This window comes from Chromobacterium sp. CV08, from assembly GCF_051129845.1.
Classification (GTDB): domain Bacteria; phylum Pseudomonadota; class Gammaproteobacteria; order Burkholderiales; family Chromobacteriaceae; genus Chromobacterium.
The window spans coordinates 4,175,820-4,200,625 of the sequence record NZ_CP150453.1 but is presented as its reverse complement, the minus strand read 5'-3'; the positions used below and the strand labels follow the sequence as shown (position 1 = coordinate 4,200,625).

Here is a 24,806-nt window from a genome sequence, read left to right as displayed (position 1 = left end):
CAGGGCGATGTTCTGATTCAGGCTTCTTGAGTTTGTACCAGTTTATGTCTGGTGGCCATAGCGAGGTGGTCCCACGCCTTCCCATCCCGAACAGGACCGTGAAACGCCTTAGCGCCGATGATAGTGTGGCATTCGCCATGTGAAAGTAGGACACCGCCAGACGCCCGATAACGAAGCCCAGCTCAGACGAGCTGGGCTTTGTGCATTGGTGCCGCGATGCAGCCCCGCCGCCGCCTCGGTGCGGCGATTGACGCCCGGCGGCATCGCCGACACAATCGGCGGTTTGCGAACTTCAACGGGACGGCGGCAGATGATTCCTCGCAGAGCCAAGCCGGCGCGGCGCATAGAGGCGGGCGGCCGCAGCCTGTTCATCCACAGCCTGCCGCGCTACTCGCTGCATGATCTGTATCACTACTGCATGACCATCAGCTGGCCGTATTTCTATCTGTTCATCGCGGCCGCCTTCATCACATTGAACCTGTTGTTCGCCGGGCTCTATCAATTGCAGCCGGGCGGCATCGCCAACCAGTTCCCGCGGGGTTTCCTCGGCGCCTTCTTCTTCAGCGTCGAGACGCTGGCCACGGTCGGCTACGGCGATATGCATCCACAGACGCTGTACACCCACTGGGTTTCGATGCTGGAGATCTTCATCGGCATGATGAGCATCGCGCTGATCACCGGCGTGACTTTCGCCCGCTTCTCGCGGCCCAGGGCGCGCATCATGTTCACCACCAGCGCCGTCGTGAGGCCATTGAGCGGCGAGCCCGTGCTGATGCTGCGTGCCGCCAATGCGAGGAACAACGTGATCATCGATGCCAGCGCCAGGCTGCGGCTGCTGCAGCATGAGGTGACTGCGGAGGGGACGGCGTTTCGCAAGCTGTATGATCTCGATCTGGTGCGCGACGAGCATCCGATGTTCGTGCTGGGCTGGACGCTGGTGCACAAGATAGACGAGAGCAGCCCTTTGTATCAACGCGATGCCGCATCGCTGGAGAAGGCCAGGGCGCAGCTGATCCTGTCGATCAACGGCATGGACGAGACGACCATCCAGCCTATGGTGGCCAGGCATGTGTTCTCCCACCAGGATATCCACTGGAATCATGCTTTCGCCGATCTGATCTACACCGACGACGACGAGAACGACCATGTCGACTATCAGCGGCTGCAGGAAGTGAGGCCGCTGCCGCCCCGCCGCGATTAGGCGCCGGGACTAGCCCAGTTTTGCCGGGAAGGTGACGATGAAGACGGCGCCGCGCCCCGGTTCGCTTTCCAGCCGGATCTGGCCTTGCAGGATCAGCTGTACCAGATTGTGCACCAGGGCCAGTCCGAGGCCCACGCCGCCCTGTCCCATGCGGGTGGTGAAAAAGGGATCGAACACCTTGTCGTGATGCTCCGGCGGGATGCCCTTGCCGTCGTCGGCGTAGCGCAGCGTGATTTCGTCGCCGTGACGGACGATGTCTATGCGGATCGCGCCGCTGTCGCTCCCGTCGAAGCCATGCGCCAGCGAATTCGCCACCAGGTGCGAAACCAGCTGTTCCAGCGCGCCCGGATAATGGTCTATGACCAGTTCCTCGGGCGCCTGCAGCGTGACGGCGATGCCCGGATGATGTTCGGGCGGCAGCAGCGCCCGCAACAGCTTGGCGATGGTCTGGCCGGGGTGGAAGCTGCGCCGCGGCTGATCCAGCTGATCGACAGCGATTTCCTTGAAGCGGCCGATCAGGTCGCCGGCCAGTTCGCTGTTGCGCTGAAGCAGCTCGCAGGTTTCTCCGGCCTTCTGCAGGAAGTCCTGCAGGCGCTTGCGCGACAGCTGCTTGTCGGCGTCGGCCCGGGCGATATCGGCCGCGTCGGCCTGCATCTGCGAGGAGCCGAGCAGGATGTTGCCGATCGGTGTGTTCAGTTCGTGCGCCATCCCGGCAACCATCCGCGCCAGCGCGGCCTGTTTTTCGGCGATGCTTATCTGCCGCATCGCCGTTTTCAGCTCGGCGGTGCGCGCCGCCACTCTTTCTTCCAGATGGCTGTTCAGCAATTGCAGCTCCGCCTCGGCCTCCTTGCGGGCGGTGATGTCGGAGTACGTGCCTATCATCCGCAACGCTTGGCCCTGTTCGTCGCGGCCGACCACCATGCCGCGACCGAGTAGCCAGATCCACTGCCCGTTCTTGTTGAAGCGGTGCTCGACGACGAAGGAGCCCCGGGCTTCGCGCAGATGGTCGGACAGGACGGAGCGGACGGTCGGCAGATCATCCGGATGGATGCCGCTCTGCCATAGCTGGAAGCCGGCAGGGTCGGACAGGCCCAGCAATTGGCGGCAGCGTGTGGACAGGAAGATGCCGCCGTCGGCGATGCGCCAGTCCCAGACGCCGTCGCCAGCTCCTTCCAGCGCGAAATGCCAGCGCTCTTCGCTGTCGCGCAGCGCCTGCAGCGCCTTCTGCTCGCCGGCGCGCAGCAGCTCGAACTCGCGGCGCACCCGCTCGGCTTCTTCGGCGCGCAGCGCGGCGTCCTCCTGGACGCGGGCGTGATCGTTGTAGATCTGGCGAAGGTCGCGTTCCACCATGCTGCGGAACTGGGCCAGCAACTGGCGGTATTCCGGCGTATAGGCGTTTTCGGTACGGTCCAGGATGCAGATGGTGCCGAACACATCCTGGTTGGGCCAGATCAGCGGCATGCCCATATAGGAGATCATGCCGAGCTTGATGTCGGGATTGTCGCACCAGTGAGGGTCGGCCAGCGCATTGGGCACGGTCAGCTCGCCGCGCGAACTCATCACCGTCTCGCAGTACAGGCCGGTGCCCAGGTCGGCCAGCTCGTCTTCCTCGTAGGGATTGCCGTCGTTGCGGCTGGACAGGAAGACCCGGATCTGCGGCGGCTGCACCCGCATGATCAGTGCCGCCGGAATGCTGACGATCCCGGCCAGCAGGTCTAGTACCTGCTGCCATTTTTCCGAGTAGTCGTGGCTGACGGCCAGCTTGCCGGTCTCCACCTTGATCGCGTTCATCGGCCCGCTCCGCTGGCCAAGCTATCTTGTCTTTTTAGCATATGCCGCAGCGGAGCCGGCTCGGAGTTAGGGACCGGGACGGCTAGAGCATCAGGTTCAGCATGCGGTCTATCCGTACCCGGCTCAGGCGGGTCAGCAGTTTCTTGATCCGCTCCGGATAATGGCGCACGTCCTCGAGCTGTCGGTAATGCGCGAGCAGGGTGGTGTGACGCATGATGCTCTGCTGTTCGGCCAGGCTCTGCTCGCGCAGCTGGCTGCGCGGATCGTGCAGCAGCAGCGCGTTTTCCAGGTCCAGGCGGAAGGCGCGTGGATTGAGGTTGTTGCCGGTCAGCAGGATGTAACGGGCATCGCTCCAGACGCCTTTCAGGTGGAAGCTGTTGTCGCCGTCCTTCCACAGCCGTATGCGCAGCTGGCCGCGCGTCAGGTATTGGCGCTGCCGCTTGGCGAAACGGCGCAGATTCATCTCGTACAGATAGGGCAGCGCGCCGATGACGCGGAACGGCTGCTCGGGCGGGATGTAGAAGTCGTTGGCGGTCTTGTCGCCGACGACGATGTCGATCTCGACGCCGCGGCGCAGCGCGCGATTGATTTCCAGCACCACCGCGCGCGGGAAGTTGAAATAGGGTGTGCAGATGAACAGCTGCTGCTGGGCGCTGGCGATCACGTCCAGGATGACCCGGTTCAGCCGGTTGCCCTTGCCTATGCCGACGACGGGGCTGACGGTCAGCCGTTCGTCGGACAGCGCCTGCGCGCCGTGCGGCCGGTACTGGCTGTGCGCCAGCTTGTCGCGGAACTGGCGTATTTCCTTGCGTATGCTGCGGGTCGGCGGCGTGGGCTTGTCCAGGCGGAAAACGGCCGGGTCGTTGAAGAACTGCTCGGCCATGAAGCCGGCCATCGCATCGGCCAACGCCTGACTGCGAATCAGGTGGTAGCGGTCGAAGCGGTATTTGTCCAGCCTGTGCAGGTAGACGTTGTTCAGGCTGGCGCCGCTGTAGAGCACGGTGTCGTCGACGATGAAGCCCTTCAGGTGCAACACGCCGAACAGCTCGCGCGTTTGCACCGGCACGCCGTAGATCGGGATGTCCAACTCGCGGCGCTCGGCCTCCTCGCGGTACCAGCGCGCATTGCAGCGGGCCTGGTCCTCGCCGATGCGGCCGCGCTGCGCGCGGTGCCAGTCCACCATCACCCGGACGTCCAGCTGCGGTTGGCGCTGCTTGGCCTGGTACAGCGCATCCAGAATTTCACGGCCGGCTTCCTCGTTTTCCAGGTACAGCGCGCACAGATAGATGCGCCGGGTCGCCGACGCTATCGCCTCCAGCAGCCGCAGGCGGAATTCGCGCGTCTGCAGCAGCGTGGTGAAGTCCTCCGGCTGCAGAGGCAGCCAGGGCAGGCGGGATAGCGTGGGTCGATTGAGCAGGATTGCCATGAATGCGCAGTTGAATGACGTTCAATCGACGCATCGTAGCACCGTTTGACCGCTTTGGGGGATCGACGGCGGCTGGCGAGCGCATGGCAAGGCGGACTGAAATGTGCAAAAATTCCGGTAACGAGACGAATTGCAGGTTTTTTCCATGCTGGACCGGGACGGATACCGCCCAAACGTCGGAATCATCCTCACCAATGCCCGGAACGAAGTGTTCTGGGGCAAGCGTGTGCGCGAGCATTCCTGGCAGTTCCCGCAAGGCGGCATCAAGCCGGGCGAAAGCCCGGAGGCCGCGATGTACCGCGAGCTGCTGGAGGAGGTGGGTTTGCTGCCTCAGCACGTGAAGATATTGGGACGCACCCGCGACTGGATGCGTTACGAGGTGCCGACGAATTGGGTACGCCGCGAATGGCGCGGCAGTTACAAAGGCCAGAAGCAGATCTGGTTCCTGTTGAGGCTGGTAGGCCGCGACAGCGACGTTTGCCTGCGGGCGACCAGCCATCCGGAGTTCGACGGCTGGCGCTGGAACGATTACTGGGCGCCGGTGGACGCGGTGATCGAATTCAAGCGCGACGTCTACGAGCGCGCGTTGTCCGAGCTATCGCGCTTCCTGCGCGGGGTGGAGAGCCACCACGCGTATCTGACGCGAATCTCGACGCAGAGCGAGCAGTGAGCGGCGGCAGGAGCTTTTGCAATACAGCGACGGCGGGCGATGCCCGCTGTCTTCATTTGTGCCGCCCGTCGCGGGCGGCGTCGACGTGATGCGCCGACAGGGCAAGACCAGAACATGACTCAACAATACGACGAATCCTCGGTACGGGTGCTGAAGGGGCTGGAGCCGGTCAAAGAGCGGCCGGGCATGTACACCCGCACCACCGATCCCACCCATATCTGCCAGGAAGTGATAGACAACGCCGCCGACGAGGCCTTGGGCGGCTATGCGCGCAAGATCGCCGTCACCGTGCACCAGGACGGCTCGCTCAGCGTCGAGGACGACGGCCGCGGCATTCCGGTGGGCCTGCATCCGCAGGAGGGCGTGCCGGTGGTGGAGCTGGTGTACACCCGGCTGCACGCCGGCGGCAAGTTCGACAAGAAGGACGGCGGCGCCTACGCCTTCTCCGGCGGCCTGCACGGCGTCGGCGTGTCGGTGACCAACGCGCTGTCGACGCGGCTGGAAGTGGAGGTCAAGCGCGACGGCGGCGTGCACCGGCTGGTCTTTTCCGGCGGCGATGTGATCGAGCCGCTGGCCCGCGTCGGCGACTGCGGCCCGCGCACCAGCGGCACCCGGGTGCGGGTGTGGCCGGACGGCAAGTATTTCGAAAGCCCGCGCTACTCGATGCAGGAGCTGGAGCGCCTGCTGCGGGCCAAGGCGGTATTGCTGCCCGGCGTGGCGGTGACGCTGACGCTGGAGAAGGCCAGCGGCGACGAGGTCAAGGTCTGGCAGTATCCGGACGGCCTGAAGAGCTATCTTGCCGAACTGTGCGGCGACGACGAGCCGGTGGCCCCGCTGTTCGCCGGCGAGGCCTATATCGGCGCCGACCACGAGCAGTTCGCCAAGGGCGAGGGCGCGCAGTGGGCGATGGCCTGGTTCGAGGACGGCGCCAGCGGCGAGAGCTACGTCAACCTGATTCCGACGCCGGTCGGCGGCACGCACGAGGCCGGCCTGCGCGCCGGCGTCTACGATGCGGTGAAGAGCTTCATCGATCATCACAACCTGTTGCCGCGCGGCGTCAAGCTGATGGCAGAGGACGTGTGGAGCCGCGTGCGCTTCGTGTTGTCGGCCCGCGTGCTGGACCCGCAGTTCCAGGGCCAGACCAAGGACAAGCTGACCAGCCGAGACGCCTTGAAGCTGATTTCCGGTCTGGCGCGCGACCCGGTGGAGCTGTGGCTGAACCAGCACGTCGAGGCCGGCAAGAAGATCGCCGAGCTGGCGATCCGCCAGGCGCAGAGCCGGCTGAAGTCGGTCAAGAAGGTGGAAAAGAAGAAAGGGTCCGGCGTCGCGGTGCTGCCGGGAAAACTGACCGATTGCGAGAGCGAGGACATCGAGCGGAACGAGCTGTTCCTGGTCGAGGGCGACTCGGCGGGCGGCTCGGCCAAGCTGGCGCGCGACAAGGAATACCAGGCTATCCTGCCGCTGCGCGGCAAGGTGCTGAACAGCTGGGAGACCGACCGGGACCAGCTGTTCTCCAATGCCGAGATCCACGACATCTCGGTGGCGATAGGCGTCGATCCGCACGGTCCGAACGACGAGCCGGACCTGTCCGGCCAGCGCTACGGCAAGATCGCCATCCTGTCCGACGCCGACGTCGACGGCTCCCACATCCAGGTGCTGCTGCTGACGCTGTTCTTCCGCCATTTCCCGCGCCTGGTCGAAAACGGCAACATCTACATCGCCCAGCCGCCGCTGTTCCGCGTCGACGTGCCGGGCCAGGGCAAGAGCCGGCCGCCGCGCAAGCTGTACGCGCTGGACGAGGGCGAAATGACCGCCATCCTGGACCGTTTGCGCAGCGAGGGCGTGCGCGAGAACGCCTGGAGCATTTCCCGCTTCAAGGGCCTGGGCGAGATGAACCCGGAGCAGTTGAAGGATACGACGATGAATCCTGACACCCGCCGCCTGGTCAAGGTGCAGGTGCGTCCCGGCATGCTGCAGCAGACGCTGGACATGTTCGTGATGCTGATGGGCAAGGGCGAGGCGTCCAGCCGCCGCAGCTGGATGGAGGCCAAGGGCAACGAGGTGGAGGCCGACATCTGATCCGGCCGGATTCTCACGCTCTCCAACCCCGCCCGCCCGAGAAGGCCGGCGGGGTTTTTCACGGCTAGTCGAACCGGGCGAGCAGCTCAGCCATCTTGGCGCGTCCCTCGGGCGAGACGCAGGCCGCTTTCAGGCGCGCCAGCGCGGCCGGGTCCTTGGACAACGGATGGGCGCGCGACACGTACACCGCCATCGGTTCGCGGCTGATCGCCAGCTCCGCCCAGCGGTCTGCGGGGGCGGAAATCTCGCGCAGCACGCGGCCGCAGCCGGGGCGCACGCACATCATCGCGTCCAGCCGGCCGATGCGCAGCATGCCCAGGCCCCGGCGCATGTCGCTGACCAGCACCGGCTCCGCGCCGCTGCGGGCGATGAAGGCGTCCAGCGTATGGGTGCCGCGCAGAATGCCGACGGGGCGGAGTTTCAGGTCGGCGGCTTGCAGCTCGCGCGCGCCTCGGGGGTAGATCACGGACAGCCGGATGTCGGCGGGGCGGCATAGCTCCAGGGCGAAGGCGTCCCGCTCCGGCGACGCGGTGATCAGCGCCAACGCGTCGTGGCCGGTTTTCAAATCCTCCACCACTCGCGGCAGCGGCCGCGTGTCCTGCTTCAACCGCAGGCCGCTTTGTCCGGCCAGCCAGCTCAGGAAGCGCGGCGTCAGGCCGTCGCCGCTGGCTGGGTCGCCCCAGGGCTCTATCGCCTGGCTGTACGCCGGGATCGGCTCGGCATGGAGAAGGAGCGGGCATAGCAGCAAGGCCAGCCCGCCCAGCAACTTGTTCATCATCCGGCTCCCGCGGCAGGAGCGTGTCCGAGAGGGGCGGCGGACCACGCTTGCTGCAGTATAGCCGGGCTTACCAGACGGTCAGCGTCTGGCCGTTGGCGATGCCTTCGACGCTGCGAACATAGGCCAGCGCGGCTCGGGCGGCCGGCACCGCCTCGAAGCCGGGGAAATAGGGCGCGTAGCCGTCCCACGATTCTTGCAGCACATTGGGGCTGACCACGTTGATGCGCCGGTCGCGGCCCAGTTCCAGCGCGGCGGCGGCGGCGAAGCCCTCCAGCGCGCGGTTGACCGCGGTGGCGTTGGCGCCGTGGCGTATCGGCTGGGCGCTGATGATGCCGCTGGTCAGCGTGATCGAGCCGCCGTCGTTCAGATAGTGCTGGCCGGTCAGCGCCAGGTCTATCTGGCCCAGCAGCTTGTCGTTCAGGCCGATGCGGAAGTCGGCGGCGCGCATCTCGGCCAGCGGACCGAAGTGCACGCTGCCGGTGGTGCTGACGATGGCGTCCAGCCGGCCGGCCTCCTCGAACATCTTCTGCACGCTGGCGCTGTCGGTGATGTCGACGCGCAGGTCGCCGCTGCCGCGGCCGGCGGTGAGGATCTGATGGTGGGACAGGGCCTGGCGGACGGCTTGGCCCAGCGTGCCGCTGGCGCCTACGAGCAGGATCTTCATGCGTGTTCTCCGTTGCGGTTTGGGATGTCCACAGTGTGCATGGATTCCGCATGATGATTAATCCGCTATGATGAACATGATTAATAATCTGGGGTTTCTAATCGGTGGATCGCCTGCTCAGCATGGAATTGTTCGTCGCGGTGGTGGAGAAGGGCAGCTTCACCGCGGCTGCCGAGGCGCGTCGCTTGTCCCAGCCCATGGTCGGCAAGCATATCGCCGCGCTGGAGGCGCGCCTCGGCGGCCGGCTCCTGGTGCGCACCACCCGCCGTCAGCAGCTGACCGAGCTGGGCCAGCACTACTACCAGCGCTGCCGCGCCATCCTGGCCGAGCTGGCCGCCGCCGAGGACGCCGCCGCGTTGTTGAGCGCGCGGCCGCGCGGCGTGCTGCGCGTCAACGCCTCGGTGACTTTCGGCACGCTGCGGCTGGCGCCGCTGCTGGCCGAGTTCATGGCGCGCTATCCGGACATCGCGGTGGAGCTGGAATTGGGCGACCAGCTGGTCGACCTGGTGGCAGACGGCTACGACGCGGTGTTCCGCATCGGCCATCTGGCCGATTCCGGCCTGGTGGCGCGACGGCTCAAGCCTTACCGGATGATGGCGGCGGCGTCGCCGGCCTATCTGGCCGCGCGCGGCACGCCGGCGACGCCGGCCGAGCTGGCGGGCCACGATTGCCTGGGTTTCAGCCGCTGGCGTCGCGACGACGGCTGGGACGCGCTGGCGCAATTGCACGGGGTGCAGATAGCGGCCAGCCGCTTCCAGTGCAACCAGGGCCAGGCCTTGCGCCAACTGGCGCTTGCCGGCGCCGGCATCGTGCTGCAGGCCGAGGCGCTGCTGGCCGACGACGTCGCCGCAGGACGGCTGACGGCCTTGCTGGACGGTTATCTGCCGGAGGCCAAGCCGATGCACCTGATCTACCCGGCCGACCGCCAGCCCTTGCCGAAACTGAGGGTTTTCGTCGATTTCATTGTCCAGAAGCTGGGCGCGTTGTGAGGCCAGGTGACCGGCCCTGTCAGAAATTCTCGTTTGTATCGCCCGCCGCTGGCGATTACTGTCAAGACATGGATACGGAACTGAATCAACCGAGCCGGCGCGAGCTGTTCGCCGGCTTCTTCTCGATAGGCGTCAGCGGCTTCGGCGGCGTGCTGCCGCAGGCGCACAGCATGCTGGTGCAGCGCCGGCGCTGGCTGTCCGAGGCCGATTTCGCCGAGCAGCTCGGCTTGTGCCAGGTCTTGCCGGGGCCGAATATCGTCAATATGGCGGTGTCGGTCGGCGCCCGCTTCCACGGGCCGTCCGGCGCGCTGACGGCGGTGGCCGGCCTGCTGCTGGCGCCGATGGCCATCGTGCTGCTGCTGGCCTCGCTGTACGGCCGTTACCGCCAGTTGCCGTTGGTGGAGCACGTGATGCACGGACTGTCGGCCGCCGCCGCCGGCCTGCTGCTGGCGATGGCGCTGCGGCTGTTGTCGCGGATGGAGCGGCGCGCCTGGAGCGCCGCGGTGGTGGCTGCGACCTTCGCCGCCATCGCCGTCTGGCGGCTGCCGCTGCCGACGGTGCTGCTGGCCTCGGTGCCGCTGGCGCTGGTCCTGGCCTGGCTGACGCGCAAGGGGGCGGAGCGATGATCGCGCTGACCTTGTTGTGGCGCTTCGGCCTGCTGTCGCTGATGGCGGTCGGCGGCGCCAATGTGCTGTTGCCGGAGTTGCAGCGGCTGGTGGTGGAGCAGGGCTGGATGGGCGCCTCGCAGTTCGCCGAGCTGTTCGCGCTGGCGCAGGCGGCGCCCGGCCCGAATGTGCTGGTGGTCAGCCTGATAGGCTGGCATGTTGCCGGCGTGACGGGCGCGCTGCTCAGCATGCTGGGCATGTGCCTGCCGTCGTCGGTGCTCAGCTTCTACGTGTCGCGCTGGTGGGCCGAGCGCCATGGCAGCGAGCTGACCCGGCTGCTGGCGCGCGCGCTGCTGCCGCTGACGGTGGGCCTGGTCGGGGCCAGCGCCTGCCTGCTGCTGCAGGCGGCCAACCGCGACGCCGCCGGCTGGGCGCTGAGCGCCGCGGTGGCGCTGATCGCCTGGCGCCGCAACTGGAACCCGTTGTGGCTGCTGCTGCTGGGCGCGCTGGTCGGCGGCCTGGGCTGGCTGTAATCCAACAAAACGGCCGCTGCCGGTACAGACTAAAATACCGTTACCACCACGGGACGGTCAGGCAGATGACAAGAATCCTCGTCCTCTGGCTGCTGTGCGGCGCCTCGGCGCTGGCGCAGGCGGCCGGAATCCAGATCCACTACGCGCTGGTGTCCGGCGACAACGATCCGCACTGGCCGTATATCCAGGCCTTGCTGCTGCTGGCCTGCGCCGAGGAGGGGCAGCATTGCGAGCTGCTGGCGGCGCGCGACATGAACCAGGGCCGGGCGATGGAGCAGATGCTGCGCCCGGACGGCCGGGTAGACCTGTTCTGGGGTATGACCAGCCGGGAGCGCGAGCGCAAGCTGCTGCCGGTGAGGGTGCCGCTGGACAAGGGCCTGATAGGCTGGCGGGTGATGCTGATCAATGCCGACAGGCCGCAGTTGCTGAAGGACGTGAAGACGACGGCGCAACTGGCGCAGTTGCGCGCCGGCCAGGGCCAGGACTGGCCCGACACCCAGATCCTGCAGCAGGCCGGCTTGCCGGTGGCCACCAGCGCCGATTACCCGAACCTGTTTTCGATGCTGCGCCAGCGCCGCTACGACTATTTCCCGCGCAGCGTGATCGAGGTCAGGCAGGAGCTGGCGTCGCCGTTCGGCAAGGGCCTGGCGCTGGACCCCTACCTGCTGCTGCACTACCCGACCGCCTTCTACTTCTTCGTGTCGCCCAAGCGACCGGAGCTGGCGCGCATGCTGAGGCAAGGACTGGAGAAGGGCGTCGCCGACGGCGGCTTCGAGCAGCTGTTCCGCGCCTTCAACGGCGAACATCTGCGCGAACTCAAGCTGTCGGCCCGCACCATCATCGAGCTGCCGAACCCGCTGCTGCCCGAAGCCACGCCGCTGGCGCGCCGCGAGCTATGGTTCCACCCCTGAGCATCGGCTTCACACCATGTCTTCCGGCCTGACCCAGGCGTCGAACTGCTCGGCGCTCAGATGACCCAGCGCCAGCGCCGCCTCGCGCAGCGTGGTACCGTGATGGTGGGCGTGCTTGGCGATGGCGGCGGCCTTGTCGTAGCCGATGTGCGGGTTCAGCGCGGTGACCAGCATCAGCGAGCGCTCCATCAGTTCGGCTATCCGTCCGCGCCTGGCTTCCATGCCGTCGACGCAGTGTTCGCGCAGGCTGTCCATGCCGTCGGCCAGCAGCCTGACGCTCTGCAGGAAGTTGTGCGCGATCAGCGGCTTGAACACGTTCAGCTCGAAGTTGCCGGACGCCGCCCCTATCGCCAGCGCCGCGTCGTTGCCGAGCACCTGGCAGCACAGCATCGTCATCGCCTCGCACTGGGTGGGGTTGACCTTGCCCGGCATGATGGAGCTGCCCGGCTCGTTTTCCGGCAGCGACAATTCGCCGAGGCCGCTGCGCGGGCCGGAGGCCAGCCAGCGGATATCGTTGGCGATCTTCATCAGCGCGGCGGCCAGCGTCTTCAACGCGCCGTGGGCGAACAGCAGCGGCTCGTGGCCGGCCAGCGCGGCGAATTTGTTGGCCGCGCTCTGGAACGGCAGGCCGGACTGTTCGGCCAGCCGTGCCGCGACCGCGTCGCCGAAGCGCGGATCGGTGTTGAGCCCGGTGCCGACCGCGGTGCCGCCGACCGCCAGCTGGCACAGCATGGGCTGCGCCGCGCGTACCGCCTGTTCCGACAGTTCCAGTTGCGCCGCCCAGCCCGATATTTCCTGGCCCAGCGTCAGCGGGGTGGCGTCCTGCAGATGGGTTCGGCCTATCTTGACGATGTCGGCGAAGTCCTTCGCCTTGGCCTCCAGCGCGCGCCGCAGCAGGGCCAGCGACGGCAGCAGCCGCTCGGCCAGCTGGGTCGCCGCGGCGACGTGCATCGCGGTCGGGAAGATGTCGTTGGACGACTGGCCGCGGTTGACGTCGTCGTTCGGGTGGACGCGCCGCGCCTGGCCGCGCTCGCCGCCCAGCAGCTCCGACGCGCGGTTGGCCAGCACCTCGTTCATATTCATATTGCTCTGGGTGCCGGAACCGGTCTGCCACACCGATAGCGGGAACTCGCCGTCGTGGCGGCCGGCCAGCACTTCGTCGGCGGCGGCGGCGATGGCGTCGGCCTTGGCGCCGTCGAGTTTGCCGAGTTCGCGGTTGGCCTCGGCGCAGGCGCGTTTGACCTGGGCCAGCGCCCGGATCAGCTCCGGCGGCATCTTTTCGCCGGAGATATGGAAATGCGCCAGCGAGCGCTGGGTCTGCGCGCCCCACAGCGCGTCGGCGGGAACGTCGATCGGGCCGAAGCTGTCGGTTTCGCTGCGTACGGTTGTCGTCATGCCATCATCCTTGTCGGGTCGAACTTGCGCCGGCAAAGCCGGTCCTAGCCTATCCTGATACACGATGTCGGACCCTGGCGGCGGCGCCGCCTTCATCCGTCTTTCGCGGCCCCGCCGGCCCGAGCGGCCGGCGCTCACCGGAGTGCACCATGTCCCTGCTTGCCCAAGATAGTCTGCGAGATTTTCAACTGGCCTCCGGCCGCAGCGTCCGTTTCCACTCGCTGCCGGCCCTGGCCGAGCTCGGCGTCGGCGATGTCGGCCGGCTGCCGGTGTCGCTGCGCATCGTGCTGGAGTCGCTGCTGCGCAAGCTGGATGGTCAGCGTATTACCGACGCGCATGTCAGGCAACTGGCCGCTTGGAAGCCCGGGGCCGAGCGCAGCGAGGAAATTCCCTTCGTCGTCGCCCGCATCGTGCTGCAGGACTTCACCGGCGTGCCGCTATTGTGCGATCTGGCGGCGATGCGCGGCGCCGCCGCCCGTTTCGGCAAGCCGCCGGCCGCCGTCGAGCCGCTGGTGCCGGTGGACCTGGTCGTCGACCACTCGGTGCAGGTCGACCATTTCCGCGAAGCGGGTGCGCTGGATCTGAACATGAAGCTGGAATTCCGGCGCAACGCCGAGCGCTATCGCTTCATCAAGTGGGGCATGCAGGCCTTCGACACCTTCAAGGTGGTGCCGCCGGGAATCGGCATCGTCCACCAGGTGAACCTGGAATACCTGGCGCGCGGCGTGCTGCACGACGGCGACGTCTATTATCCGGACTCGCTGGTCGGCACCGATTCGCACACGACGATGATCAACGCGCTGGGCGTCGTCGGCTGGGGCGTCGGCGGCATCGAGGCCGAGGCCGGGATGCTGGGCCAACCGGTCTACTTCCTGACGCCGGACGTCGTCGGCGTGCATCTGAAGGGCCGGCTCGCCGCCGGCGTCACCGCCACCGACCTGGTGCTGGCGGTGACCGAGCGGTTGCGCAAGGCCAATGTCGTCGGCAAGTTCGTCGAATTCTTCGGCGAGGGCGCGGCGTCGCTGACGCTGCCGGATCGCGCGACGCTGGCCAATATGGCGCCGGAGTACGGCGCGACGATGGGTTTCTTCCCACCGGACGAGCGCACCGCCGACTACCTGGCCGCCACCGGCCGTAGCGCCGAGGAGGTGGACGCCTTCCGCCGCTACTTCCAGGCGCAGAAGCTGTTCGGCATGCCGGACGCCGGCGACATCGATTACAGCGAGACCTTGGCGCTCGACCTGGCGTCCATCGTGCCCAGCGTCGCCGGTCCGCGCCGGCCGCAGGACCGCATCGCCTTGACGGAGCTGAAGCCGCGTTTCGGCGAGCTATTGGCCAAGCCGGCGGCTTCCGGCGGCTACGGCAAGGGGGAGGGCGGCGGGGCCGGCGACCGATTGCGGCACGGCTCGGTGCTGATCGCCGCGATCACCTCCTGCACCAATACCTCCAATCCGGGCGTGATGCTGGCCGCCGGCCTGCTGGCGCAGAAGGCCGCCGAGCGCGGCCTGGCGGTGGCGCCGCACATCAAGACTTCTCTGGCGCCGGGTTCGCGCGTGGTCACCGACTACCTCGCCAAGGCCGGCCTGCTGCCGGCGCTGGAGCGGCTGGGCTTCGGCGTGGTCGCCTACGGCTGCACCACCTGTATCGGCAACGCCGGCCCGCTGGCGCCGGAGATCGAGTCGGAAATCGCCGCCGGCGACCTGGTGTGCGCGGCGGTGTTGTCCGGCAACCGCAATTTCGAGGCGCGCATCCACCCGGCGATCAAGGCCAACTTCCTGATGAGCCCGCCGCTGGTGGTGGCCTTCGCCATCGCCGGCCGCGTCGACATCGACCTGGAGCGCGAGCCGCTGGGAGAGGGGAGCGACGGCAAGCCGGTGTTCCTGCGCGACATCTGGCCCAGCCTGGACGAGGTCGGCGCGGCGCTGGCGCAGACCGCCGATCCGGAAACCTACCGCAGGCTGTACCGCGAGCTGGCCGACGTCAATCCGCTATGGGCCGACATCCGGGCGACCGGCGGCGAGGTCTACGGCTGGGAGCCGTCCAGCTATATCGCCGAGCCGCCGTTCTTCGCCGATTTCGCGATGGCGCCGGCCGCGCCCAAACCGGTGCGGGGCGCGCGGGCGCTGGCCATCTTCGGCGATTCGGTCACCACCGACCACATCAGTCCGGCCGGGGCCATTAAGCCGTCGTCGCCGGCCGGGCGCTATCTGCAGGAACAGGGCATCAAGCCGGTCGACTTCAACAGCTACGGCTCGCGCCGCGGCCACCACGAGGTGATGATGCGCGGCACCTTCGCCAATGTCCGCATCCGCAACCTGATGTTGCCGCCGGACGCCGACGGCCGGCCGGTGGAGGGCGGCTTGACCTTGCGCCAGCCGGACGGCGAACGGCTGTCCATCTACGACGCGGCGATGGCCTACCAGGCGGAGGGCACGCCGACCGTGATCTTCGCCGGCGAGGAGTACGGCACCGGCTCCAGCCGCGACTGGGCGGCCAAGGGTACGCGCTTATTGGGCGTGCGCGCGGTGATCGCCAGGAGCTTCGAGCGGATACACCGCTCCAACCTGGTGGGCATGGGCGTGCTGCCGCTGCAATTCCAGGGCGGGGACAGCGCCGCGGGCCTCGTCGGCGACGAGACTTTCGATCTGGAGGGGTTGGACGGCGAGCTGAAACCGCGGCAGAACGCGACGCTGGTGATCCGCGGCGCCGACGGCACGGAGCGGCGTTTGACGCTGACGCTGCGCATCGATACGCCGGTGGAGGTCGACTACTACCGACACGGCGGCATCCTGCCCTATGTGCTGAGGCAGATTATGTGCTGAGGCAGATATTGTCGTGACAGGGCGTTGGAGGCGGACGACGGCCGGGTTTTCCGGCCGTTTTCATTTGTCCGCGCCGGCGACAGGGTCGGCTGCGATATAATGGCCGCCGATTTCCATAGCCGCGTGACGTCATGACCCAGCTGAAAAACGATACCTTCCTGCGGGCTCTGCTGAAGGAGCCGGTCGAATACACCCCGATCTGGATGATGCGCCAGGCCGGCCGCTATCTGCCGGAATACCGCGCCACCCGCGCCCGCGCCGGTAGCTTCATGGGCCTGTGCACCAGCCCCGACTACGCCACCGAGGTGACGCTGCAGCCGTTGGAACGCTTCCCGCTGGACGCGGCCATCCTGTTTTCCGACATCCTGACCGTGCCGGATGCGATGGGCCTCGGCCTCTATTTCGCCGAGGGCGAGGGACCGAAGTTCCAGCGCCCGCTGCGCGACGAGGCGGCGATCCGCGCGCTGGCGCCGGCCGACATGGGCAAGCTGCGCTACGTGTTCGACGCGGTGTCCAGCATACGCAAGGCGCTGGACGGCCGGGTGCCGCTGATAGGCTTCTCCGGCAGCCCGTTCACGCTGGCCTGCTACATGGTGGAGGGCGGCAGCTCCGACGACTTCCGCCACGTCAAGGCGATGCTGTACAGCCGTCCCGAGCTGCTGCACCACATCCTGGAAGCGAACACGCAATCGGTGATCGCCTACCTCAACGCGCAGATAGACGCCGGCGCGCATGCGGTGCAGATCTTCGACACCTGGGGCGGCGCGCTCAGCCACGCGGCCTACCGGGAATTCTCGCTGGCCTACATGCAGCGCATCGTCGCCGGCCTCACGCGCGAGGCCGGCGGCCGCAAGGTGCCGGTGATCGTGTTCACCAAGGGCGGCGGCCAGTGGCTGGAGGACATCGCCGGGATCGGCGCCGACTGCGTGGGCCTCGACTGGACCACCGACATCGGCCGGGCGCGCGCCCGCGTCGGCGACAAGGTGGCCTTGCAGGGCAATTTCGATCCGAACGCGCTGTTCGCCGAACCGGCCGCGATCGAGCGCGAGGTCGCCCGCATCCTGCAAAGCTACGGCCAGGGCAGCGGCCATGTGTTCAATCTGGGCCACGGCATCTCGCAGTTCGCCGATCCGGCCCACGCCGGCGCCTTGGTGGAAGCGGTGCACAGGCTGTCGCGCGGCTATCATTGACATCCGCATTTAACGGTTTGACGAGCGACGCCGGTGCGTCCGCCCGGGCGGGCGCACCATCGTGGTGCCCGCGCGGCGTCGTCGTCCTGTCCCTGGCATCGCTTGTCACGGCGCCTCGTTCCGCTTATGCGGACGCTATCAAAAAAACGGCTGGGTTTTTAAGGGTTTATTAAATTTTCACGACATTGGCCAAGTCGGGGGCTGCGGGGTATTGCCGCCCGCCAGTCGGGCGCTGTGACATTGGCTGCAACAGATATTCCGCGCTAGGAAAATGCCGGTTGACAGTTGAACGGGCTGGTGTTCCGACGAGTTATGCACACGGCCTAGTCCTTGCGCTTTTAGTTGTCAAGCGCGGTGGCTAAAAAAATAATGTTTTTTTAAGTCTTTGAAAATAAAAGACTTTTACGTTTGATTAATTTTTGTGCAATCCAACGGAAACACTGATTTCACGGCTTTTTGCCTGCTATCACCGTGGTTGTTCACAAAGTTATCCACAAGATCTGTGCACAGCAGATGCAAAGCCTTGTCGCAGCAGGGTTTGCCTGGGGGAGGCATGAGTATGGATGGTGCCGGACCGGTCCAGGTGGCGGTCGATGTGCCGCTGGCCGGAACGTTCAGTTACCTGACTGAATCGTCTGTCATGGCAGGGGCGCGCGTCTGCGTGCCTTTCGGCAATCGCCGCCTGTGTGGCGTAGTTGTCACGCCGATACCGGGGGAGGGTGTGGGCGCGCCGGACGCTTCCCGCCTGCGGTGCATAGAAAGCGTGCTGGACGGCCTGCCGCCGTTGCCGGGCGAATTCCTCGAGCTCGCGCGCTTCGCCGCCGCCTACTACCACCATCCGCTGGGTCAGACCTTGTTCACCGCCTTGCCGACCGCGCTGCGCGAGCCGCGCGACGTGCGCCGGCCGGACCGTCGGCCGTTCGCGCTGACCGCCGCCGGCCTCGGCGATCCGCCGCCGCCGCGACAGCGCGCGCGGCTGGCGCTGTGGCAGGCGATGCAGGACGGCCCGCTGACGTCGGAGCAGGCCAGGGCGGTGACGCCGCAGGCCGGCAAGCTGCTGGCCGACTGGCTGGCCGAGGGCAAGGCCGAGCGCGCGACGCCGGAGCCGGCGCCGCTGCAGCTGGGCGACGGGCCGGCGCTGAACGACGAGCAGCAGGCGGCGCTGGACGCGTTGCGGGCCGGCTCGGGCTTCCAGCCGTGGCTGCTGCACGGCGTCACCGGCAGCGGCAAGACCGAGGTCTATCTGAGGCTGATCGCCGAACAGCTGGCGGCGCGGCGCCAGACGCTGGTGCTGGTGCCGGAAATCAATCTGACGCCGCAGCTGATAGACCGGTTCGCCAAGCGTTTCCCCAGCAGCCGCATCGTCGTGCAGCACAGCCACCTGGCCGACGGCGAACGGATGCACGGCTGGCTGGACGCCTGGCACGGCGACGCCGACGTGGTGATAGGCACCCGCTTGTCGGTGTTCACGCCGCTGCCGCGACTGGGGCTGATCGTCGTCGACGAGGAGCACGACGGCTCGTTCAAGCAGCAGGATGGCCTGCGCTACCACGCGCGCGACCTGGCGGTATGGCGCGCGCGTCGCGCCGACGTCGCCATCGTGCTCGGCTCGGCGACGCCCAGCCTGGAGACGGTGGCCAATGTCGAGGCCGGCCGCTACAAGAAGCTGGTGCTGAGCCGGCGCGCCCACGGCGCGGCCAGGCTGCCCGACGTCAGGCTGGTGGACACCCGCCGGAAAAAGCTGGTCGAGGGGCTGTCCGAAGCGGTGCTGGACGCGCTGAGGCTGAGGCTGTCGCGCAAGGAGATGAGTCTGGTCTTCATCAACCGCCGCGGTTTCGCGCCGGTGGTCGCCTGCACCGCCTGCGGCTGGACCAGCGGCTGTCCGCACTGCTCGGCCAAGCTGGTCGTGCACCTGATGGAGCGCAAGCTGCGCTGCCACCACTGCGGCTGGGAAGAGCCGGTGCCGCGCGCCTGCCCGGACTGCGGCGACCCGGATATCAAGCCCTTGGGCGAGGGCACGCAGCGGCTGGAGTCGGCGCTGCAACGGATGCTGCCGGAGGCCAGGGTGCTGCGGATAGACCGCGACACCACCAGCCGCAAGGACGCCTGGGACGAGGTCTACCGCAAGGTGCACGCCGGCGAGGTGGATATCCTGGTCGGCACCCAGATGCTGGCCAAGGGCCACGATTTCGGCACGCTGTCGCTGGTGGCTGCGCTGGGCGCCGACGGCGGCCTGTACTCGGCGGACTTCCGCGCGTCGGAGCGGCTGTTCGCCCAGCTGATGCAGGTGGCCGGCCGCGCCGGCCGCGCCGACGCGCCGGGCGAGGTGCTGGTGCAGACGCAGTGGCCGGATCATCCGCTGTACCAGGCGCTGGTCGCCCACGATTTCGACGGCTACGCGGCCGCGCTGCTCGGCGAGCGCCGCCAGGCCGGCTTCCCGCCGGCCGCATTCCAGGCGCTGCTGCGCGCCGACAGCCCGGAGCTGGCCCAGGCCACCGCCTTCCTGCGCCAGGCGCGCGAGGCGCTGGAGCCGCTGGCCGACGGCGTGCTGATTTCCGGACCGGCGCCGGCGCTGATGGCCAGGCTGGCCCAGCGCGAGCGCGCGCAGCTGGTGCTGGAGGCGCAGCAGCGCGCCGCGCTGCACCGGCTGCTGGACGCCTTGCCGGCGCTGCTCGATCCGTTGGCGCGCGCGCACGGCCGCAGCCTGCGCTGGTCGCTGGATGTCGATCCCCAGGAGTTGTGAGATGAAAAAAACCATTACCATCGCCGTGGCCGGCGGCCTGGCGCTATCGTCGTCGGCCGCGTCGGCGCTGGACCTGCACGGCCTGAGGCCGGACGAGATCGCCGTGTGGGCGGCGCCGGTCGAGGGCGGCGGGCCGGCGATCGGCCACCGCGCCGACGCGCCGGTCAACCCGGCGTCGACGATGAAGCTGCTGACCGGCTGGGCGGCGCTGAACCGGCTGGGGCCGGACTACCGCTGGAGGACCGCGCTGCTGTCGGCCGCCCAGGTGGAGGACGGCGCGCTGAAGGGCGATCTGTACTGGCTGGGCGGCGGCGATCCGCGTTTCGACAACGGCAACCTGCTTAGCCTGCTGTACAGCCTCAGGCTGCGCGGCATCCGCAAGCTGGACGGCCGGCTGCTGCTGGACAAGCGGGCCTTCGACAATGTCGGCGGAGCCGACGATTTCGACGGCGACGCCGGCCGCGCCTTCGTCGTCGGCCCGGACACCCATCTGACCAATCTGAAAGTGGCCTGGCTGAGCTTCTTCAACGACGGCCAGGGCGCGCGCGTCGCGCTGGATCCGCCGCTGGCCGGCGTGACGCTGCGCGCGTCGCTGGCGCCGGGGCCGGACGTGCCGTGTCCGGATGTGCGCGCCTTCGTCTCCATACGCAACGACGGCCGCCACGTCGTCGTCGACGGCAAGTTGCCGCCGGCCTGCGACGGCCGCCGCGCCTACGTCAACGTGCTGGACCACGACGAATTCGCCGGTCAGGATTTCGCCGCGCTGTGGGCGGCGCTCGGCGGCAGCGGTCCGTTGCGCGTCGAACGCGGCCGGGCTCCGGACGACGCGCGCGAGCTGGCCGTCTGGGAGTCGCAGCCGCTGACGGTGGCGCTCTCCGACATCAACAAGTACAGCAACAACACGATGGCGCGCACGCTGTTCCTGACGCTGGGCCGCGAGGCCGGCGGCGGAGACACCGCCGCCGCCGCCGAGCGCGCGCTGCGCGAGGCGTTGCGGCAAAGGGGGATGGCCGACGTCGACGCGCTGCGGCTGGAGAACGGCGCCGGCCTGTCGCGGCGGGAGCGCGTGACGGCCAGGCTGCTGGGCCAGGTGCTGCTGGACGCGGCTCGCGGACCGTACGCCGGCGAGTTCGAGTCCAGCCTGCCTATCGCCGGCGCCGACGGCACGCTGAAAAAACGCTTCGTCGATCTCGGGCCGCGGCTGAGGCTGAAGACCGGCACATTGAACGACGTCAAGGCGCTGGCCGGCTACTGGCTGGCGGCCGACGGCCGGCGTCTCGCCATCGTCGCCATCGTCAACAGCCCGCGGGCCGCGCAGATGGGCCCGGCGCTGGACGCCGTGGTGGCCGATCTGGCGCATGACTTCGACACCGCTGCGATGCGATCCAGCGCAAGCCCTCGGCGTCCGAACCCGCTATAATCGACGGCAATCGATTTTTCAGGCGAGAACCATGAAACCGGTCACCATGTACACCACCGCGGTCTGTCCGTACTGCATCCGCGCCAAGCAGCTGCTGGCCAGCAAGGGCGTCGACGGCATCCAGGAGATCCGCGTCGACCTCGACCCGGCGGCGCGCGAGACGATGATGGCGCAGACGGGCCGCCGCACCGTGCCGCAGATCTTCATCGGCGACACCCATGTCGGCGGCTACGACGATCTGGCGGCGCTGAACCACGCCGGCAAGCTGGATCCGCTGCTGGCGGACTGAACGGCCGGGCGTTTCCGCGATTGGCCGCCGCGCGGCTTTCGTGCGATGATGCCCGCCGTCGTACCCACAAAATTCGACCGTCATGACGACGGTGTTTATGCGAGAAAGAACATGAGCGAACAACAAGAGCTGCAACCGGCGTTTTCCATCGAAAAAATCTACGTCAAGGACATGTCGCTGGAGGTGCCGAACGCGCCGCAGGTCTTCCTGGAGCAGGCCCAGCCGGAAATCGACATGCAGCTTGCCAGCGAAGGCAAGCAACTGGACGACGGCTTCTACGAAGTGTCCCTGACCGTCACCGTGACCGCCAAGCTGCCCGAAAAAACCATGTTCCTGTGCGAAGTGGCTCAAGCCGGCATCTTCCAGATCCGCAACGTGCCGGCCGAAGACCTGGACCCCATCCTCGGCGTGGCCTGCCCGAACATCCTGTTCCCGTACGCGCGCGAAGCGGTGTCCAGCGTGGTGAACCGCGCGGGCTTCCCGCCGGTGCTGCTGGCGCCGATCAACTTCGAAGCCCTGTACATGCAGCAACGCGCGCAGCAGGCCGAAGCCGGCAACGCTTGAGCATGGCCATGAAGCGCCTCGTCATCACGCTGCTCATGGCCCTGGGTGCCGCGCAATGCGCCCAGGCCCTGGAATTCCGTTCGGTGAAGGAAACCGGCGTCGCGCTGTACGAGGCGCCCGCGCTGTCCGCGAAGAAGCTGTTCGCGGTCAGCCGCTATTACCCGGTGGAAGTGCTGCAAAGCCAGAAGGAATGGGCGCGCGTGCGCGACGCCACCGGCGGCATCGCCTGGATCCCGTCGGCGGCGCTGTCGCGGCAGCGCTGGTTGCTGGTGGTGACGCCGCAGGCCGGCGTGCGGGACAAGGCGGCCGAGGACGGCAAGCTGCTGTTCACGGTGCCCAAGGACGGGGTGCTGGAAATGCAGACCCCGCCGCAGGACGGCTGGGTCAAGGTGCGCCACCGCGATGGCAGCGTCGGCTATGCTCGTATTACCGACCTCTGGGGCTTGTAAGGACCGCGCATGAAACTGGCGATACTGGGAGCCGGTGCCTGGGGCACCGCGCTGGCGATAGCTTTTGCCCGTCACCACCAGGTGACGCTGTGGGCGCGAGACGCGGCCCAGATCGGCCGGATGGCCGGGGCGCGCGTCAATGACCGCTACCTGCCCGACTGCCCGTTTCCCGACCGGCTGGGATTGTCTGCCGATCTGTCCGAGACCCTCGCCGACGCCGAGCTTGCGCTGATCGTCACGCCTATGGCGGGCCTGAGACCGACGCTCAAGGCCTTGGCCGGCCTGGAGGCGCCGCCGCCGCTGCTGTGGGCGTGCAAGGGCTTCGAAGCCGGCTCCAGCCTGCTGCCGCACCAGGTGGCGGAGGAGGAGTTGCCGGCCGGCCATCCCTGCGGCGTCCTGTCCGGCCCCAGCTTCGCCCGCGAGGTGGCGCAGGGCCTGCCGGCGGCGGTGGCCATCGCCTCCGCCGACGCCGAGTTCGCCGCCGACGTCGCGCGCGAGCTGCACAGCCCTTTGCTGCGGCTTTACGCCAACGAAGACCTGGTCGGGGTCGAGGTCGGCGGCGCGGTGAAGAATGTGATGGCGATCGCCACCGGCGTCGCCGACGGTCTGGATTTCGGCCTGAACGCCCGCGCGGCGCTGATCACCCGGGGCCTGGCCGAGATTTCCCGGCTGGGCGTGGCGCTGGGCGCCAGCCCGCAGACCATGATGGGCCTGTCCGGCATGGGCGACCTGATCCTGACCTGCACCGGCGCGCTGTCGCGCAACCGCCAGGTCGGCCTGAAGCTGGCCGAAGGCAAGCCGTTGTCCCAGGTGCTGGATGAACTGGGCCATGTCGCCGAGGGCGTCGCCACCGCGCGCGAAGTGCTGACGATGGCCGAGCGCCTGCAGGTCGACATGCCGATCACCGCCGCGGTGTGCGGCCTCTTGTACCAGGGCCACGATCCGCAGCGGGTGGTGGCCGAGCTGCTCAGCCGCTCGCCGAAGTCCGAGTCCGGCGGTCTGCTGGACTGACGGACGCCGCCTTCGTCTCGATGCCGCCTGAGGGCGGCATTTTGCGTTTCCGGCGACTCAATGCCCGTCGTCCCCGCCCGGCCACACCACATTGCAGTCCACCGCGTACAGCGAGCACGGGCTGGGATTGTCGTTGTGGCAGAAATCCAGCGCGCGGTCTATCGCGTCGCCGCCGTAGGCGTAGCCCCAGTGGCCGCTCGGGCTGATCGCGAAGGCGCGCGGCAGCGGGCTGGACAGGAAGCGGCCGTAGCCGTTCAGGCGGTCGGCGCGGCTGAGGTAGGGGATGCGGTCGCCGTCGTCCAGCGCGGCGTAGCCGCTGGGCGGCGGCCGACCGGCGAACCCGGGGCGGACGAAGCCCCGGCCGCGCAGATAGTCCTCCAGCAGCGGCATCCAGATATCGGCGCCCCGGGAGAACAGCAGATGGCCGTTGTCGCCGAAGGCCGGCAGCAGCCGGTAGTCCAGCGGCGCGCCGGCGGCGCGGTAGGCCCGTGCCCAGGCCTGCGAGTATTCCGGGCCGAAGAAGCGGTCGTTCCGCGTGTAGATCCACAGCATCGGCACCCGGCTGCGGCCGCCGAACTCGGCGTAAAGCTGCTGCAATTGCGCCGGCGAGCACGGCACGCCCGGATGGCTGTCGGGGTCGCCGCCGGCGCCGCCGGCGAAATTGATCGCGGCGACGACGCCGGGCGGGTTCTCGGCGGCGGCGGCCACGGTGGCGATGCCGCCGACAGACTGGCCGATCAGCACGGCCCGGCCGTCGAAGTCGGGCTGGCGCCGGCCGTAGTCCAGCGCCGCCAGAATCTGCGCGACGGCGGCCCGCAGCGAGGCGGGATAGTCCTTGCGCCGGCACGGGCCGGAATCCTCGGGATCGGCGCCGCCGGCGTCGGCGCCGTAGCCGGCGCGGGTCGGCACCAGCACGACGAAGCCCTTGCGCACCAGGTAGCGCGCCGCCGTTTCCATGCGCTGGCGCGGCGGATCGGCGCGGCCGGCGGCGCTGGTGGCGCGGCCGTGGCTCAGCAGCGCCAGCGGATGCGGGCCGGCGTCGTCGGGGCGGAACACGGTGACGGTCAATGCGTGGCGGCTGCCGTCGGGCAGCGTCACCGGCAGGCTGACCACCTCCTCGCCGATGTCGCGCGGCATGGACTCGGCGCCGACGGCGGCCGGAACGGCGAATAGAACGAGAAGCAGCGACAGGATAGCTGGCGACATCGGCGGCGCTCCGCGGGCGATGCGCACCGCGGCGGCGGTACGCCTGCAAGCACCATAGCACGCCGGCGAG

The 24,806-nt window shown here is 68.1% G+C and carries 21 protein-coding genes and 1 rRNA gene; 16 read left to right on the top strand and 6 right to left on the bottom strand.

Annotated features, from left to right (window positions below; translation table 11 throughout):
- Window positions 1-47: 47 nt before the first annotated feature.
- Window positions 48-162, top strand: a 5S ribosomal RNA gene (rrf, locus tag WNM05_RS19070).
- A gap of 148 nt (window positions 163-310) precedes the next feature.
- A complete protein-coding gene (locus tag WNM05_RS19065) occupies window positions 311-1,201 on the top strand; it encodes an ion channel (protein ID WP_434629932.1) in 891 nt (296 codons plus the stop codon).
- 9 nt (window positions 1,202-1,210) lie between these two features.
- On the opposite strand, the gene WNM05_RS19060 is transcribed toward WNM05_RS19065, so the two are convergent.
- Both WNM05_RS19060 and pssA read right to left on the bottom strand, forming a co-directional pair.
- Window positions 1,211-2,992 carry an ATP-binding protein gene (locus WNM05_RS19060; RefSeq protein ID WP_434629930.1) on the bottom strand — a complete coding sequence of 594 codons (1,782 nt, stop codon included), beginning with the start codon at window positions 2,990-2,992 and terminating at the stop codon, window positions 1,211-1,213.
- Between the two features lie 82 nt (window positions 2,993-3,074).
- A complete protein-coding gene (gene pssA / locus WNM05_RS19055; protein WP_434629928.1) occupies window positions 3,075-4,418 on the bottom strand; it encodes a CDP-diacylglycerol--serine O-phosphatidyltransferase in 1,344 nt (447 codons plus the stop codon).
- Between the two features lie 145 nt (window positions 4,419-4,563).
- Between pssA and WNM05_RS19050 the strand changes: the two genes are divergently transcribed.
- Together WNM05_RS19050 and parE are read left to right on the top strand one after the other, a co-directional pair.
- Window positions 4,564-5,088 (top strand): RNA pyrophosphohydrolase, encoded by a 525-nt coding sequence (locus WNM05_RS19050; protein ID WP_101710742.1) that lies wholly within the window; start codon window positions 4,564-4,566, stop codon window positions 5,086-5,088.
- Between the two features lie 114 nt (window positions 5,089-5,202).
- Window positions 5,203-7,167 (top strand): DNA topoisomerase IV subunit B, encoded by a 1,965-nt coding sequence (parE, locus tag WNM05_RS19045; protein WP_434629925.1) that lies wholly within the window; start codon window positions 5,203-5,205, stop codon window positions 7,165-7,167.
- A gap of 64 nt (window positions 7,168-7,231) precedes the next feature.
- Here the strand turns inward: parE and WNM05_RS19040 are convergent, their stop codons facing one another.
- On the bottom strand, window positions 7,232-7,942 hold the full coding sequence (locus WNM05_RS19040; protein WP_434629922.1) for a hypothetical protein: 711 nt from the start codon (window positions 7,940-7,942) through the stop codon (window positions 7,232-7,234).
- A 70-nt stretch (window positions 7,943-8,012) separates the two neighbouring features.
- Entirely contained in the window at window positions 8,013-8,609 is a 597-nt protein-coding gene (locus tag WNM05_RS19035; protein ID WP_434629919.1) for a short chain dehydrogenase, read from the bottom strand.
- Window positions 8,610-8,731: 122 nt separating this feature from the next.
- Here WNM05_RS19035 and WNM05_RS19030 point away from each other — a divergent pair, with 122 nt between their 5' ends.
- From WNM05_RS19030 to WNM05_RS19015, 4 genes are all read left to right on the top strand, one after another.
- Complete coding sequence (locus WNM05_RS19030; RefSeq protein ID WP_434629916.1) at window positions 8,732-9,598, top strand: LysR substrate-binding domain-containing protein; 867 nt, start codon at window positions 8,732-8,734, stop codon at window positions 9,596-9,598.
- A 68-nt stretch (window positions 9,599-9,666) separates the two neighbouring features.
- The gene (locus tag WNM05_RS19025; RefSeq protein WP_434629914.1) at window positions 9,667-10,224 is read left to right on the top strand and encodes a chromate transporter; all 558 of its coding nucleotides are present in this window, start codon (window positions 9,667-9,669) and stop codon (window positions 10,222-10,224) included.
- Window positions 10,221-10,736: a chromate transporter gene (locus WNM05_RS19020; RefSeq protein ID WP_434629911.1), complete on the top strand. Its 516-nt coding sequence runs from the start codon at window positions 10,221-10,223 to the stop codon at window positions 10,734-10,736. Before WNM05_RS19025 ends, WNM05_RS19020 begins: the two co-directional genes overlap by 4 nt.
- Before the next feature lie 65 nt (window positions 10,737-10,801).
- A complete protein-coding gene (locus tag WNM05_RS19015; protein WP_434629908.1) occupies window positions 10,802-11,647 on the top strand; it encodes a hypothetical protein in 846 nt (281 codons plus the stop codon).
- Window positions 11,648-11,656: 9 nt separating this feature from the next.
- Here WNM05_RS19015 and fumC read toward each other — a convergent pair whose 3' ends face one another.
- A complete protein-coding gene (gene fumC / locus WNM05_RS19010; RefSeq protein WP_434629905.1) occupies window positions 11,657-13,042 on the bottom strand; it encodes a class II fumarate hydratase in 1,386 nt (461 codons plus the stop codon).
- 149 nt (window positions 13,043-13,191) lie between these two features.
- Here fumC and acnA point away from each other — a divergent pair, with 149 nt between their 5' ends.
- The 8 genes from acnA to WNM05_RS18970 all read left to right on the top strand — a co-directional run bounded on the left by acnA (window position 13,192) and on the right by WNM05_RS18970 (window position 23,530).
- Window positions 13,192-15,864 (top strand): aconitate hydratase AcnA, encoded by a 2,673-nt coding sequence (gene acnA / locus WNM05_RS19005; RefSeq protein ID WP_434629902.1) that lies wholly within the window; start codon window positions 13,192-13,194, stop codon window positions 15,862-15,864.
- Window positions 15,865-15,995: 131 nt separating this feature from the next.
- Window positions 15,996-17,054: a uroporphyrinogen decarboxylase gene (hemE, locus tag WNM05_RS19000; protein WP_434629899.1), complete on the top strand. Its 1,059-nt coding sequence runs from the start codon at window positions 15,996-15,998 to the stop codon at window positions 17,052-17,054.
- Window positions 17,055-17,607: 553 nt separating this feature from the next.
- Window positions 17,608-19,797 carry a primosomal protein N' gene (locus tag WNM05_RS18995; protein ID WP_434629896.1) on the top strand — a complete coding sequence of 730 codons (2,190 nt, stop codon included), beginning with the start codon at window positions 17,608-17,610 and terminating at the stop codon, window positions 19,795-19,797.
- A gap of 1 nt (window position 19,798) precedes the next feature.
- Window positions 19,799-21,217 carry a D-alanyl-D-alanine carboxypeptidase/D-alanyl-D-alanine endopeptidase gene (gene dacB, locus WNM05_RS18990; protein ID WP_434629894.1) on the top strand — a complete coding sequence of 473 codons (1,419 nt, stop codon included), beginning with the start codon at window positions 19,799-19,801 and terminating at the stop codon, window positions 21,215-21,217.
- A gap of 31 nt (window positions 21,218-21,248) precedes the next feature.
- Entirely contained in the window at window positions 21,249-21,506 is a 258-nt protein-coding gene (gene grxC / locus WNM05_RS18985; RefSeq protein WP_434629891.1) for a glutaredoxin 3, read from the top strand.
- Between the two features lie 111 nt (window positions 21,507-21,617).
- Complete coding sequence (secB, locus tag WNM05_RS18980) at window positions 21,618-22,070, top strand: protein-export chaperone SecB (RefSeq protein ID WP_101709418.1); 453 nt, start codon at window positions 21,618-21,620, stop codon at window positions 22,068-22,070.
- Window positions 22,071-22,078: 8 nt separating this feature from the next.
- Window positions 22,079-22,519, top strand: a complete 441-nt coding sequence (locus WNM05_RS18975) for an SH3 domain-containing protein (RefSeq protein WP_434629888.1) — start codon at window positions 22,079-22,081, stop codon at window positions 22,517-22,519.
- A gap of 9 nt (window positions 22,520-22,528) precedes the next feature.
- Window positions 22,529-23,530, top strand: coding sequence for an NAD(P)H-dependent glycerol-3-phosphate dehydrogenase (locus WNM05_RS18970; protein ID WP_434629886.1), 1,002 nt, complete (start codon window positions 22,529-22,531; stop codon window positions 23,528-23,530).
- 57 nt (window positions 23,531-23,587) lie between these two features.
- Here WNM05_RS18970 and WNM05_RS18965 read toward each other — a convergent pair whose 3' ends face one another.
- On the bottom strand, window positions 23,588-24,736 hold the full coding sequence (locus tag WNM05_RS18965; protein ID WP_434629883.1) for a dienelactone hydrolase family protein: 1,149 nt from the start codon (window positions 24,734-24,736) through the stop codon (window positions 23,588-23,590).
- Window positions 24,737-24,806: the final 70 nt, after the last annotated feature.